This is a genomic window from Mycobacteroides chelonae, from assembly GCF_016767715.1.
GTDB lineage: Bacteria > Actinomycetota > Actinomycetes > Mycobacteriales > Mycobacteriaceae > Mycobacterium > Mycobacterium gwanakae.
Genome location: NZ_CP050145.1, coordinates 732,190 through 745,630 on the forward strand (window position 1 = coordinate 732,190; position 13,441 = coordinate 745,630).

The following is a 13,441-nucleotide window of genomic DNA, read 5'->3' on the forward strand; positions in this document are numbered from 1 at the left end:
CTCTACGTTGCCTCAGTCATTCAGGTCTGCGATGTTGTTCGTCCAGTCATCAGTGATCGGCTGGATCGGAGCGAGCCGGCCGGCGAACTGCTTGTGTGGCGTCATATGTGAGGTAAGCCCGTAGCGGAACTGCCAACATCCGGTGGCGGAGAATAGGCACGCAGCGACGACATCAAAGCCGTCAGCTGGGTAGAACCGCGAGGCGGGATCTCCCTTGGATGCGCGTGTCTTCTGTACTTCCACTTTGAATGTGCCCTTTGCGGAAGTCGTCGGGCTCGCATTCTTACACTCCACCCGCATGCGCCGCCCATCAGTCAATGTGACGTTGAAATCGTGCATGGCATCGACATCGAGGCGTTCGACTGCGGCGATCTGCGGGGAGTCCTGGAGTAGCCGCTCGAGGTGGTACTCGGCCACCCCGCCGCGAACCGCGACGGAGAGCCGGTTACGGCCTCCGATGATGTCCAGAATCTGGGCGCTGGTGAGCGCGAACTGTTCCTCGAGGACATGTTGCTGGCGCGGGCCGTCCTTGGCTGCAGTCTTAGCGAGCGCGATGGCAGCTGAGTAGCGCAGGGGCGGGTCCAGCTGCAAGGAGGCCGCGCGGCGCTCGAAGCGTGCGTAGTCAATCAGACGATCAGGGGTGAAGGCGACTACGGTCTCTAGATTCGTCGCGGAGCGGGCCTTGTCACGCTTGTTGCCCGGCCGGTTGACTTTTTCCCAAACGTGCCACCCTGATTCTTGCGCTCGCTGGATGTCGTCTTCCTTGGCGTAGAAGGAGATACCCATCGGCAACGGATCCCATAGATTCGCGTCTAGTCCGACTAGCACCCCATCGGCGATATCGATGCCTAGAACCATGGTGACATCCACCCCGGCGATGTCGTGCCCCACTGGATGATCGCGTTCCCAGGACTTTTCTCCCCCATAGCGGAGTTGGCCGCGGATTTCGTCTGTTGGACGGTTTTTGATTTTATTTCGAGTTACTCGGAACGGGTAGACGCGCATGCCGATTCGCTCGTCTGAATCCAGTTGCACAGCAAGATAGAACGGGGCATGTTTCGTCTCGCTTGCGTACAGGATGTGACCGCCGGATAACTGAATGGCATCAACGAGAAACGCATGCATGTCAGTGCGGCCCTGAAGTCGGTAGGTCTCAGGGAAAACGCGGCCTGCGATCGACTGTTCCTCCACCGTCTTTCCTCTCAGCATGGCGTCCAGAGACTGCTTGGCCAGTGTTGGGCATGTCGGTGGCTGTAGGCAGAATAACTCGACGATACTGGCCAGACGTTCGCTGCTTACGAAGGCGCGACCGCGCGTGCATGTTGAGGAACGAGGTGACATATGGGGGAGCAGCTCCCGGTAGTGAGTCTGTTCTCCGGCGCGGGAGGTCTTGACCTGGCTGTTGCGCGGGCCGACGGCGAACCACTCGCCTCGGGTGACCATGGAAGTGGTCTGCTGCGTGTGTCGGTCGCGACGGATTACAACCAACTCGCATTGCAGACGCTGAAGGCGAATTTCAAGGATGCCGCGACACTCACGGGCGATATCCGTGAGATTCCCACCGAACAGATACTCGACACTGCTGGACTACGTGTTAGCGAACCGGTTCTTCTGGTCGGTGGCCCGCCGTGTACCCCGTTCTCGAAGTCCGGGTTTTGGCTCGAGCAGAAGCGGGAGAGCCGTGATCCCAATGCATCCTTGCTCGATGAGTACGTCCGTGTCGTGCGCGAAGCGCGACCGACAGCATTTGTCCTGGAGAACGTTCAGGGATTGACCTACAAGACTCATAAGGCTCAGTTCGATCGACTACTAAATGGTCTGAGTGAGTTGGGGTATAACCCGCAGTGGAAGGTGCTACTCGCAGCTGACTACGGGGTGCCGCAGTTGCGCCGCCGTGTATTCGTAGTTGGGCGCCGCGACGGGAAGAAGTTCGAGTTCCCAGAGCCAACGCACTCCGGTTGGAGCGAGCGGGACCGCAAGATTGATGACACCAAGATTCCGCACGTCAGTGCTGCGCAAGCGTTTGCAGATCTGCCCCGACTCGCATCCGCGTCCTTGGACGAAATCGTAGACGGACGATATGCGGAACTTGCGGCGGAGGTGCCACCTGGGCAAAACTACCTGTGGCATACCGATCGTTATGGCGGCCGCAACCACTTCGAATGGCGAAGTCGATACTGGACGTTTCTGCTCCGTCTCGACCCCGATCGGCCGTCCACCACCCTTCAGGCCCAGCCAGGACCGTGGGTGGGTCCGTTCCACTGGGAGAATGTTCGCACCGCTGCCGGTGAGGAGAGAGTCCGCCGACTACGTGTGAATGAAATGTTGCGGCTCATGTCCTTCCCGGATGATTTCAAGATCGATGGCAGTCGTTCAGATGTCCAACGCCAACTCGGCAACGCCGTCCCGTTAGAACTTGGGAAGGCTGTAGTGCGTAGCCTCATGGGCCAGCTCGGGTACATCGGAGGTAAGCGAGTCGCTCGCAAGGTTGTCTTCGCCTGATTCGAACGCAGGCTCCACGACGCTGGACACGACCTTAATCGGAATTACGACCCGCACCTGTGTCTGCCGCCGCCGAGCGCTCAACTGTCGGGGGTGTCGCGACTGTCAGCGAAGTTGCCTTGGTGGCGTTCGCAGCTAGTCAGATTGGCTGCCTTTCTCCGGGTCCCAGGTGTTGGGAATCATCGGCGCCCGAGCGCCCTCACTGAAGTCGTCCTCGCGGCCCAATGTGGCCAATCCGGTTGCCGCCAGGCCTGTTCTGGGCGCCGTACCGGTGAATCCCATGGGCCCAGCCGCGCGGCCGGAGGCCATCACGTCAGCTTTGGTATGCGAGACCGCTGCCGGGGTGGCGTCCATTTCCATGTATTCGACGGCGCGGCCTTCTTGCTTGCTCCGATCGCGTCGTCGGCGTGCCTGTCGCGCTGCGGCCGTCGCCGCCGTCCCCGCCCGTTCTGATGCTGAGTTCCTGGCTGACGTACTGGCTCTCGTGTGGACCTGGCTCGCCAGAGCCAATCGGGCGCCGATGCGGGGGCCTCCACCGACCCCGTACGGGAACGAGAAACCTGGATCGCCGACGGGTGGGGGAGGAGACGACGGCGCAGGCGCGGTACCTGGTGCGGATGGCGCTGGTGCGCCGGAGGGGGCCGGTGCGGGAGCCGACGGCGATGAACTAGAGGCGGGGGCTGTCCCAGCAGCCGCCGCGGTGGGAGGTTCCGGGACGGGGTTCGGTTCCGTCGCAACGATTTCAGGCGACGGCTGGATGCCGGCCAGGCCTGCCAACCCGACCATTGAGCTCAGGCTCGCGATCGCTAGAGCAAGCGCGGGCTGGATCAGCACCGGGGCGAACTGGCCGATTGTCGAAGCCAATTGTGCGGCATGAAAAGCGACATCCGCCAACACCAACGGAAGGTTGGTCAACAGTGCTGCCGGATCGGTCAGCAGGTTGTTCCACAGCAGCTTGAGATGCTCGACCATCTCACCGGCCACGTGGACCCACCACTCCGGGTTGGTGGGGTCCAGGTCTCCGTGACCGTGGTCGTCGTCATGGCCGTGCTCGTGATCGTGATCGTCATGCTCATGGTCATGCAGGATCGACGGAGGCGGTGTAGAAGGCGGTGTAGACGCCAGGGCGACCTCGGAGGCGGTTTGGTACACCGTCATCGTCGTGGCGGCCTGAATCCACATGCGGACGTAGTCCGCCTCGGTGGCAACGATGGGAATTGTGTTGATACCGAAGAAGTTTGTTGCCAACAATGCCGCGTGCGTGGCGTGGTTGGCGGCCAGCTCGGCAAGAGTGGGCATGATTGCCAGCGCGGTGCTGTATGCGCCCGCGGCGGTACCATGCTGAGCGGCACGGGCATTGCTTTCGATGGCGCCTTGGGTCAGCCATTCCAGGTACGGAATGTGCGCCGCCACATACGTGTCTGCACTGGGACCCTGCCACGTTGCCGCATGGGTGGCGGCCAGAATTGCCCGGAGCTCATCGGCCGTCGCGGTGTAATGCGCCCCCAGCGAGGACCATTCGGCTGCGGCGGCGAGCAGCGGTCCGGGGCCCGGACCTGCGCTGAGCAGAGTCGAATGCACCTCCGGCGGCGAAGCCATCCACACCGGCATAGCCACTCCGCACCCTCCACCGCACTAACGACAACGATAACGATATTCATTTACATTAGCGTGTGGGATGGGAGGCCATGCTGGTACCCCACAGGGGTTTGGATTGTTTGGTCCCGGGATTGACGGAGTTGATGCCAAAGACCCTGGAGAGCCGTTGTCGGCCAGACGTATTCAGAGACTTGGTGCGCTAGATCCGGCCGTCAGGCGTCGATCAAATGAGCGCGCCCTGCAGACTTCGGCAGGCCTTGGCCACGAAGTCCTTCGACACCCCGGCCCACGGTACGAATCTGTCGAAGCCGTGGAAAGCGCCCTCCACGACTTCCAGCTCGCAGGGCACTCCGGCGGCACGCAGACGTTCGGCGTAGAGGAGGTCCTCGTCGTGAAACAGGTCGGCCGTCCCGATGCCCAACCAGGCCGGCGCCACTCCGGCTAAGTCCGACCGCCGACCCGGTACGGCGACATTGCGGTCGGTGTCCCCCAGGTACGAGTCCCAGCCAAACCGGTTACTTTTGGTGCTCCACATCCGCAGGTTGGTTTCGTCGACGTCGGTGCGCGTGGTGGTGCGGTCGTCGAGCATCGGGTAGACCAGCAGCTGCGCCGCCGGTGCGACCTCGCCCCGGTCACGCGCCAGCAGCGCAAGTGCTGCGGTCAGTCCGCCGCCGGCGCTGGCGCCGCCAATGGCGATGCGTGTTGGGTCGATCCAACCTTGCACCGATAGCCAGCGCAGCGCCGCATAGCAGTCCTCGACGGGTGTCGGATAGGGATGTTCGGGTGCCAGCCGATAGTCGACCGACACGACGGGAAGCCCCGTTTCCCGCATGACCTTGCGGCAGAAGAAGTCATCCTGACGTGCCGTGCCCATCACATAACCGCCGCCGTGAATCCACAGCAGAGCCGGGGACGGCTCGGTCAGGTTCTTGGGAACGTGTGCACGAACCGTCACGTCGTCGTTCACCGCCACGGTCCGCACCCCAAATCTGGGAAACAGCCCCGAGGCGCGGATCAATCCGCGCAGGGTGGAAAGGGTTCGTGGCAGGCCGACCTGTCGTGGAAATACCTTGGCCGCCAAACGGAGGCTGGGGTGAATGTCAGGTGACGACACACAGCGAGTATGCCGGTGGGAGGCGCATAACGTGGCGGTTTGGCATGACGGGGAATGTTTCGGACCCGAGTCCACTTGACCCGTGCGTACCTACGGAAGGACCACCATGACTCCACCACTGAAGGGTCGCCGCGCGTTTGTCACCGGCGGATCGCGCGGAATAGGCGCAGCCATCGTGCGCAGGCTCGCCGAAGATGGTGCGCGTGTCGTCTTCACGTTCTCGAGTTCACCGCAACCGGCCGCGGACGTCGTGGCCGATGTCAAGGAGGACGGCGGCTGGGCGCTGGCGGTCAAGGCCGACGTATCCGACCCGGCACAGCTCACGGCTGCGGTCAACGAGGCGGCCGAACACCTTGGCGGACTGGATATTCTGGTCAACAATGCCGGCATCGCATCCTTTGGCGACGTGGATACCGCGACCTTGGAAGACTTCGACGCGATCGTCGCGGTGAACGTGCGGGCTGTTTTCGCGGCCATCAAGGCGGCCTCCCCGCATCTGGCCGAGGGAGGCAGGATCGTCACCATCGGCAGCATCAACGGCGACCATTCGCCTACCCCCAACGCATCGCTGTACTCGATGTCGAAGGCGGCCGTCGCAGGCCTGACGCGCGGGCTGGCGCGCGAATTCGGCCCCCGGGGCATCACGATCAACAACGTTCAGCCGGGCCCGGTGGACACGGATATGAACCCAGAGAATGGCGAGCTGGCGCAGATCCTGCTCCCCAACATCGCGGTAGGGCGCTATGGCCAGCCTCGCGATATCGCCAGCTTGGTGAGCTATCTGGCATCGGATGAGGCCTGGTACATCACGGGAACCGCGATCAACATCGACGGGGGATTCACCGTCTAGCGCTCGCGAGGTCGCTAGGGTCAGGTCCATGGCCACTAGCGACACCCGGGAAATAGTCATCGAGGCGACCCCCGCGCAGATTATGGATGTCATCGCAGACTTCGAGGTTCTGCCGAAATGGTCTTCGGCGCATCAGAGTTCGACGGTGCTGACCACGGGCGACGACGGTAGACCGCACGAGGTGAAGATGAAGGTGAAGACGGCGGGCATCACCGACGAACAAACCGTCGCCTACACCTGGGGCGCCGATACGGTCAGCTGGACCCTGGTGAAGGCCAGTCAGCAGCGCCGTCAGGACGGTAAGTACACCTTCACGCCCAAGGGTGACAAGACGCACGTGAAGTTCGAGCTGACGGTCGACCCGCTGATCCCGCTGCCCGGATTCGTGCTGAAGCGGGCCATCAAGGGCGCCATGGAAACCGCCACCGATGGACTGCGCAAGCAGGTCCTCGCCACCTACCGGTAGACCCTTCCCTCCGCCAAGCCTCCCTAGTATCGTTATTCCGAATATCGAAACTAGGGAGTCTTGGGATAGTGGATAGACGCCAGGGGGGACGTCCCCGCGATCCGGACAAGGATGACGCGGTGCGCGAGACCGTGCGCCAGATGTTGGCGACCGAGGGGTATCAGGGCACCACCATCCCCGCCGTGGCCCGCGTCGCAGGCATCGGTGCTCCCACGATTTACCGGCGTTGGTCAACGCAGGCCGCCATGGTGGAGAGCGCGATCGCGGACCGCCCGTGGCCCGCGGCCCTCGCCGATCGCGGCGAATTCCAGGACTATCTGCCCGTGGTGGTGCGCGCTGTGGTCGAGTACTTTGCCGATCCCGCTACCCGCGCCGCGATGCCGGGACTCCTCGTCGAGTACCACCGCGAACCGGGGCAGTATGCGGATTTGGTCACGCGCACTGAAATGCCTCTGCGCGAAGCGTTCCGGACGGCACACGCCGAGGCTGTCGCCGCCGGCCGGCGTGCGGACCGGCCCGGGGCGGATGCGCTCTTCGACACCGTTGTGGGTATGGCCGTCTACCACGGCGTCTTGCGCGGCACCGCCGACGAAGCGCTCATCGAGCAGATTCTTGGTGTGGTGGGCGCGGCGAGCATTGTGGACCAGCGAAAAGTGAGGAAACGATGAACCGAGAAACCTTCTCCAGCCTGTTCGACCTCACGGGGCGTACGGCCATCGTCACCGGGGGCACCCGTGGGATCGGGCGATCTCTCGCCGAAGGTTATGCCTACGCAGGCGCCAATGTGGTTGTCGCAAGCCGCAAACCGGAAGCGTGCGCCGAGGCGGCCGAGCATCTGCGCTCCCTGGGCGGCCGGGCGCTGGGCGTACCGACGCACACGGGCGATATCGAATCCCTGGAGCACCTGGTGCGGGCCGCCGTCGAGGAGTTCGGCGGTGTCGACATCGTGGTGAACAACGCCGCCAATGCACTCACCGAACCGGTGGGTGCCTTCACCGTCGACGGGTGGGACAAGTCTTTCGGTGTGAACCTGCGGGGGCCGGTGTTTCTGGTGCAAGCCGCGCTGCCGCATTTGGTGAACAGTTCACACGCGGCAGTGCTCAACGTTGTCTCGGTGGGCGCTTTCATGTTTGGCCAAGGGGTCTCCATGTACTCGGCGGCCAAGGCGGCGCTGGTCTCATACACGCGGTCAGCGGCGGCCGAGCTCGCTTCGCGGGGTGTGCGTGTCAACGCACTCGCCCCCGGCGCGATCGACACCGACATGGTGCGCAAGACCCCGCCCGCCGAGGTGGAACGGATGGCCAATGCCAATCATCTTAAACGGCTCGGAGTTCCCGACGAAATGGTAGGTACCGCACTGCTTTTGACATCCGATGCGGGCAGTTACATCACCGGTCAGACCATCATCGCCGACGGGGGGTTGGTGGCCCGATGATTCACACGGAGCATCGCGACAACGGAATCCTGGTGGTCACGATCGATCGTCCCGAGCGCCGTAATGCACTGGACCCGCAGACCGTGGCCGAGCTGCACTCCGTGGTCGAGAAGACCGATGGTGACCCCAAGGTGCGGGTGGTGGTTCTCACCGCCGTCGGCGCATCATTTTGTGCCGGAGCCGATCTGAAGTCGCTGCCCACTGATTTCACCAATATCGGGGCGACCTCCACGGCCGCGCTGCTCGGTGCCACCGACTCGGAGCTGGTGCGGACGCTGGCGGCCCAGGAGTTGATGGCCTCGCTGTTCGAACGGATTCACCGGATGCGTCAGCCGGTCATCGCTGCTGTCAATGGACACGCGGTCGGTGGCGGGTTCGCATTGGCGCTAGCCTGCGATATCCGATTCGCCTGCCCGGAGGCCTCATTCGGCGCCGTGTTTATCCGTCATGGGGTATCCAACTGCGATATGGGAACCAGCTATCACCTGCCGCGGTTGGTGGGCGCGGCGCGCGCCGCAGAGCTGATGTTGACCGGACGGGTATTCGGCGCCGACGAGGCGCAACGGATCGGCTTGATCTTCGACGTGGTGCCCACTGAAACCCTCCTTGAGGCGGCGCTCGCGAAGGCCGAAGAAATCGCCGTGCACTCACCGTTGGCGGTATGGATGACGAAAGAGACGATGTGGCAGACGGTCGACGCGCCGAGCTTGCGTCATGCGCTGGACCTGGAAAACAGGACTCAGGTGATGTGTACTGCCACCGGCGAATTGCGCCGGTCCTTCGACGCTTTCAGGGAGGGGCGTGCCTAGTTCTCTGCCGGAGGTCCGGCCAGGATGGCGGTCACCATGTCGATGAGCTGCGCATTCATCTGCCCGTCGTCGAGATAGGTGCCGCTCAGGGACATCAGTCGATTGGTGTGCGCGATGTCGCCCAGAACTACGCAGGTCAGTGTGACCGCCTGGGTGACCCCGAATCGGATCGACGGCAGTGAGGCCTTCGGGCGCAGCCGTACGATCAGTTCCTGTAGTCGCGCGGCCTGAGGCTGAAAGCTCACGCTCATCGGGATAAGCGCGGGGTGCCCGCTGATGAGGAGCTTGCCGAGGGTGGAAAGCCATGCGGTTCCGCCCTCTTCGCCGATCTCGGACAGCGGGACGACGATCGCCTCGGCAATGGCGCGCAGTGTCCCGGCCCTTTCGGCGATGTCCAGCAACGCGAACCGGCGCTTTTCGAGCTGATTCAGGTATTTATCGAGCAGCGCCTCGATGAGACGTTCCTTGGATCCGAAGTGATAGTGCACCGACGCGACATTGGTGCCCGCTGCCGCCATGATGGCGCGCAGTGACACCGCATCCACGCCACGCTCGGCGAACAGGCGCTCGGCGGCACTGAGCAATCGCTGATCGGTGGAATCATGTGCGGAGGTGTCTGTTTCAGATGCGATGTTGGTCATTGGCCGGTGAACCGCGCCTCTCTCTTCTCGCGGAATGCGGACAACCCCTCGCGTGCATCGGCAGAGCTGATCACCTGGCGGGTAAGGCGGGCTTCGATCGCGCGGGCGTCTTCCTCGGCGATCCAACCGCTGTGCACCACGGCTTCCTTGGCATTGCGTACCGCGAGAGGTCCGTTGCGCGCCACGCGTTCGGCGAGGCTCCGCGCCTTGTCCAATGCGGTGCCCGCCGGCACCACGTGGCCCACCAGGCCGAAATGATAGGCCTCCTGGGCGGTCAGCGGCTCGCCCGTGAGGATCATTTCCATGGCCTTGGTGTAGGGAATCTGCCGTTTGAGCCGGACCATGGAGCCGGCACCGGGCACCAGCCCACGCTGCACCTCCGGAAGACCGAACGTGGCCCGATCATCGGCAACACGGATATCGGTCTGCTGCAACATTTCACATCCGCCACCCAGGCACGCACCGTTGACCGCCGCGATGAGCGGTTTGGTCAGGGTGTGGGTGAGTAGCAGTCCTTTGCCTATGGCGGCGGGATCGAGTGGCGGTGCGGAGCCGTCCCGGACCATCCAGCCGTCGCTGAGATCACCTCCTACGCAGTAGGCGCTACCGGCGCCGGTGATGATGGCCGCCCGGATACCGTCGTCCCCGTCGATCTCGTCCCAGGCCTGGGCGAGCTGTCCCACCATATTGGTAGACAATGCATTTCGCCGATGCGGACGGTTCATGGTCAAGATGACGATCGGGCCGTCCCGCTCGACGAGAAGTTCTCGATCTTCGGTCATGGTTTCTCGCTCCCCACCACCCATAAAGCATGGAACTGCGATGCGCCGCCCATGGCGTGGCCTATCGCGCGTCGGGCACCGTCGACCTGATGTTCTCCCGCCAGCCCCCGCACCTGCAAAGCGGCCTCGGCGAATCGAAGCAGGCCGGTCGCGCCGGTGGGGTTGCCCGAGAGCACACCACCGGACGGGTTGATCGGGTGTCTGCCCCCGAACGCGGTGTGGCCCTCGTCGACGGCGCGCCAGCCCGATCCCTCGGGAGCCAGCCCGATGTTCTCCATCCACATCGGCTCGTACCAGCTGTAGGGGATGTAGAGCTCGGATACATCGGCCTCGGTGGCCGGGTCGGTGATCCCCGCCTCGCGGTACGCCGCAGCGGCGCACTCCTGCCCGGCGCGTGGATTCACCTCATCGCGGCCCGCGAAATGGCCTGTCTCGGTTCGCCACCCGGTGCCGTGAATCCAGGCGGGCGGTCGTGGCGCATGCGTCGCGAACAGTTCGGAAGAAACGACGACCGCACACGAGCCGTCGGATGACGGGCACGATTCCAGGAACCGGATGGGATCCCAGAGCATCGGGGAGCTGCGCACCTCCTCGACGGTGATATCGGGCTTGTGGATATGTGCGTATGGGTTACGGATGGCGTTGAGGCGATGATTCACCGCGACTTGCCAGCCGATGTGTTCCGGGGCGCCCGAGCGGCGGATGTACTCACGGATGACGGGTGCGAAATGCCCACCCGCGCCGGCACCCAGCTGGGCACTGAACGGTAGCGGCCGGGACAGCGCCCAGGTGAAGTTGCCCTCTGACTCCTTGGAGTACGCGACGACCAGCACCCTTCCGGCAAGTCCGGCTTGCACCAGATGTGCGGCATAGATGGCCGCGTGCCCTCCGACGCTGCCACCGGTGAACACCCGGGTGACCGGCAGTCCGCGCGCGCCCATCGCGTCGGCGAGGTATAGCTCCGGATTCATCACGCCGTCGAAGAGATCGGGGGTCTTCGCGAGCACGATCGCATCGATATCACCGAACGTCAGCTCCGCGTCGGCCAGCGCGCCGTCCACCGCCTCGCGCACCAGCGCCGCGATGCTGACCTCACGCTTCTTGGCCTGCTTGCTTTGGCCGACACCGACTACGGCGACACGGGCGCTCATCCGCTCGCCTCCATGAGACACACCAGATTGTGCTGCAGTGCAGCGCCGTTGGTGGCGTGGGCAAGTGCTCGAGTGGCGCGGCCCTGCATGATGGCGCGAGCCGATTCACCGATGCGGATCAACCCGGTAGCGGTAGCGGGCGCACCCGCCAGCGGCCCACCGGATGGATTCACGAGCACGTTGTCGATGCCCAAGGCTTTGGTCAGTAGCGGTTCCACATAGCTGTACTCGGTGTGCAGCTCGGCGACTTCCACACTGGCGGCAGTGAAACCGGCCATAGCTGCTGCCTTGTCGGCGGCGATGCGCGCCGAGTCCACTACCGTGAGATCCCGCGAGCCGGGGTAGTGCGTGTCCATCCGGTGATCGATCGCCCTGATCCACGCCGGACGCCGGGCCAGGCGGCGTGCCACATCACCGGTGGCCAGGATCAGTACCGCGGCGCCGTCACCGACCGGCGCCACATCGTGTGGACGCAGTGGCGAGGCGATGTACGGCTGATCCAGCAGCGATTCGACTCCCGGAGCACCTGCCCTGAGCGCGAAGGGATTCGACAACGCATCGGTCAGCGATTGGTTCACCACATCGGCCATCTCTCGCTCTGTGGTGATACCGGCCTCGACGACGGCCGCCGCCTGCAGACCGGCGATCGCATGCCGATGCGGATGAAGGGGAGTCAGGTAGTAGGGGTCCAGTGAAGCGGGCGCCACCTGATCCAGGTCGGTGGGCAGCGCGCCGCGGCCGATGCCGTACACCAGGGCGATATCACCGTGGCCCAGTTGGAGCCATGACCAGGCCTCGTAACACGCCCATGCGGCGTCCATTTCGACATGGGATTCCGATATCGGCGGCCAGGCGCCGACAGCGTCGAGGGACTCGATGTACGCGAAGGTACGGCCCTCGAAGAAGTCATGGCTGCCTGATGCGTAGAAGTCGATGTCCTCGCGGCGCAGTCCTACCTGTTCGAGGGCCTCGCGGACCACGGGTAGCAGGATCTCGGCCATATCGTCACGAAGATTTGCTGCAGTACAAGCCGATTGGGAAAAAGAAACCACGGCAACATCACGCATGGGCGGCCTTGCCTGGCACTGGCCGGAAGTAGCGGATGCTCTGCATGCTGGCACCGAGCTCCTCATCGGTCACCCAGACCGGCTCTACGGTCATGCCGATGTGAACGAGGTCTGGCGCGGTGTCTCCGATCATGTGCATGAGTCTGTTGTCGGCGCCGTGCAACTGGATGTGCGCCACTGCGTAGGGCGGCGCGAACACTTGTCCCGGAAAGGGGAAGCTCACGATGCAGAAGGTCTCCACCGTTCCCGTCCCCGCGAGGGGGAACGGTTCACCCAGTTCCGTCAGGCATCGTGAACAGAATTGCGGCGCAGGACAGTACGCGCGTTGACAGCCAGGGCATCGGCGTGCCAGCAGGCGCCTGTGCGCCAGCCCGCGCAGGAAGATGGAACGACCGGATCCCGCCACATACGTGTAGTCCATGCGGAACGGGCTGGCGATCGAAGAGACCGGTTCGGGTAGTGCGGTCACTGCGGGCCCACCGGTTCGAAGCAGACGATATCGGTGATGGCGCCGACACGGTCCGGGCGCCATCGTGCGACGACGGGCAGTCCCGTTTTCATGGTCAGGGGATTCCCGCCGACATCGACGGCGTGGAACATCGCGTTAGTGGTTCCGTCGATGCGGATAAGCGCCCATGCGAAATCGTCCTGCAACTCGTCTGCCGGCCGCGACCGTACCCAGGTCCATTGCAGGACAACGCCCTTCGGTTCGAGTTCTACCAGCTCGCCGGTAGGGCCGGCATCGGCCGGGTCGAACTCGAGCACCGGGCACAAGACCTGACCATGGATTGTCCGTACTCCGAAAAGTCGCGCGTCCCGCAGTCCGCCGAGGAAGGTGCCGATCTTGGGGCCGACGGTGCGCTCGAATCCGAACTCGATCGTGTACGGCGCGCGCAGGGATTCGGAGGATTGGTCGCTCACAGCCCTCCCGACGCGGTTCTATCAATTGATTGAATCGAGCGATAGGACCGTAACACGGGAGTGATGGCGGCCACAGATTTACGTGGACACCAATGCGGCGAGGG

At 63.8% G+C, this 13,441-nt stretch carries 15 protein-coding genes; 6 read left to right on the forward strand and 9 right to left on the reverse strand.

The window, feature by feature from the left end; translation table 11 throughout:
• Window positions 1-12: 12 nt before the first annotated feature.
• The gene (locus HBA99_RS03685) at window positions 13-1,191 is read right to left on the reverse strand and encodes a hypothetical protein (protein WP_081347729.1); all 1,179 of its coding nucleotides are present in this window, start codon (window positions 1,189-1,191) and stop codon (window positions 13-15) included.
• Window positions 1,192-1,341: 150 nt separating this feature from the next.
• Between HBA99_RS03685 and HBA99_RS03690 the strand changes: the two genes are divergently transcribed.
• Window positions 1,342-2,502, forward strand: coding sequence for a DNA cytosine methyltransferase (locus tag HBA99_RS03690; protein ID WP_070951560.1), 1,161 nt, complete (start codon window positions 1,342-1,344; stop codon window positions 2,500-2,502).
• Between the two features lie 135 nt (window positions 2,503-2,637).
• Here the strand turns inward: HBA99_RS03690 and HBA99_RS03695 are convergent, their stop codons facing one another.
• Both HBA99_RS03695 and HBA99_RS03700 read right to left on the reverse strand, forming a co-directional pair.
• A complete protein-coding gene (locus HBA99_RS03695) occupies window positions 2,638-4,113 on the reverse strand; it encodes a PPE family protein (RefSeq protein WP_070951559.1) in 1,476 nt (491 codons plus the stop codon).
• A 211-nt stretch (window positions 4,114-4,324) separates the two neighbouring features.
• Window positions 4,325-5,215, reverse strand: a complete 891-nt coding sequence (locus tag HBA99_RS03700; RefSeq protein ID WP_070923804.1) for an alpha/beta hydrolase — start codon at window positions 5,213-5,215, stop codon at window positions 4,325-4,327.
• 106 nt (window positions 5,216-5,321) lie between these two features.
• Between HBA99_RS03700 and HBA99_RS03705 the strand changes: the two genes are divergently transcribed.
• The 5 genes from HBA99_RS03705 (at window position 5,322) to HBA99_RS03725 (ending at window position 8,775) form a co-directional block, all read left to right on the forward strand.
• On the forward strand, window positions 5,322-6,065 hold the full coding sequence (locus tag HBA99_RS03705) for a 3-oxoacyl-ACP reductase family protein (RefSeq protein ID WP_030094280.1): 744 nt from the start codon (window positions 5,322-5,324) through the stop codon (window positions 6,063-6,065).
• 28 nt (window positions 6,066-6,093) lie between these two features.
• The gene (locus HBA99_RS03710; RefSeq protein ID WP_030094281.1) at window positions 6,094-6,531 is read left to right on the forward strand and encodes an SRPBCC family protein; all 438 of its coding nucleotides are present in this window, start codon (window positions 6,094-6,096) and stop codon (window positions 6,529-6,531) included.
• A gap of 68 nt (window positions 6,532-6,599) precedes the next feature.
• Window positions 6,600-7,199, forward strand: coding sequence for a TetR/AcrR family transcriptional regulator (locus tag HBA99_RS03715; RefSeq protein ID WP_070931514.1), 600 nt, complete (start codon window positions 6,600-6,602; stop codon window positions 7,197-7,199).
• On the forward strand, window positions 7,196-7,966 hold the full coding sequence (locus tag HBA99_RS03720) for an SDR family NAD(P)-dependent oxidoreductase (RefSeq protein WP_070920554.1): 771 nt from the start codon (window positions 7,196-7,198) through the stop codon (window positions 7,964-7,966). Before HBA99_RS03715 ends, HBA99_RS03720 begins: the two co-directional genes overlap by 4 nt.
• On the forward strand, window positions 7,963-8,775 hold the full coding sequence (locus HBA99_RS03725; protein WP_064407831.1) for an enoyl-CoA hydratase/isomerase family protein: 813 nt from the start codon (window positions 7,963-7,965) through the stop codon (window positions 8,773-8,775). Before HBA99_RS03720 ends, HBA99_RS03725 begins: the two co-directional genes overlap by 4 nt.
• On the opposite strand, the gene HBA99_RS03730 is transcribed toward HBA99_RS03725, so the two are convergent.
• Genes HBA99_RS03730 through HBA99_RS03755 form a run of 6 tightly spaced genes read right to left on the reverse strand, consistent with a single transcriptional unit; the run spans window position 8,772 to window position 13,337 of the window.
• On the reverse strand, window positions 8,772-9,416 hold the full coding sequence (locus HBA99_RS03730) for a TetR/AcrR family transcriptional regulator (RefSeq protein ID WP_070951558.1): 645 nt from the start codon (window positions 9,414-9,416) through the stop codon (window positions 8,772-8,774). The genes HBA99_RS03725 and HBA99_RS03730 overlap by 4 nt on opposite strands.
• Window positions 9,413-10,198 (reverse strand): enoyl-CoA hydratase-related protein, encoded by a 786-nt coding sequence (locus tag HBA99_RS03735; protein WP_070920654.1) that lies wholly within the window; start codon window positions 10,196-10,198, stop codon window positions 9,413-9,415. The genes HBA99_RS03730 and HBA99_RS03735 overlap by 4 nt, the downstream gene beginning before the upstream one ends.
• The gene (locus tag HBA99_RS03740; protein ID WP_064407834.1) at window positions 10,195-11,349 is read right to left on the reverse strand and encodes a thiolase domain-containing protein; all 1,155 of its coding nucleotides are present in this window, start codon (window positions 11,347-11,349) and stop codon (window positions 10,195-10,197) included. The genes HBA99_RS03735 and HBA99_RS03740 overlap by 4 nt, the downstream gene beginning before the upstream one ends.
• Window positions 11,346-12,416: a thiolase domain-containing protein gene (locus HBA99_RS03745; protein WP_070951557.1), complete on the reverse strand. Its 1,071-nt coding sequence runs from the start codon at window positions 12,414-12,416 to the stop codon at window positions 11,346-11,348. The genes HBA99_RS03740 and HBA99_RS03745 overlap by 4 nt, the downstream gene beginning before the upstream one ends.
• Window positions 12,409-12,885, reverse strand: coding sequence for a Zn-ribbon domain-containing OB-fold protein (locus HBA99_RS03750; protein ID WP_057965671.1), 477 nt, complete (start codon window positions 12,883-12,885; stop codon window positions 12,409-12,411). Before HBA99_RS03750 ends, HBA99_RS03745 begins: the two co-directional genes overlap by 8 nt.
• Entirely contained in the window at window positions 12,882-13,337 is a 456-nt protein-coding gene (locus HBA99_RS03755; RefSeq protein WP_070951556.1) for an OB-fold domain-containing protein, read from the reverse strand. The genes HBA99_RS03750 and HBA99_RS03755 overlap by 4 nt, the downstream gene beginning before the upstream one ends.
• Between the last annotated feature and the right edge of the window lie 104 nt (window positions 13,338-13,441).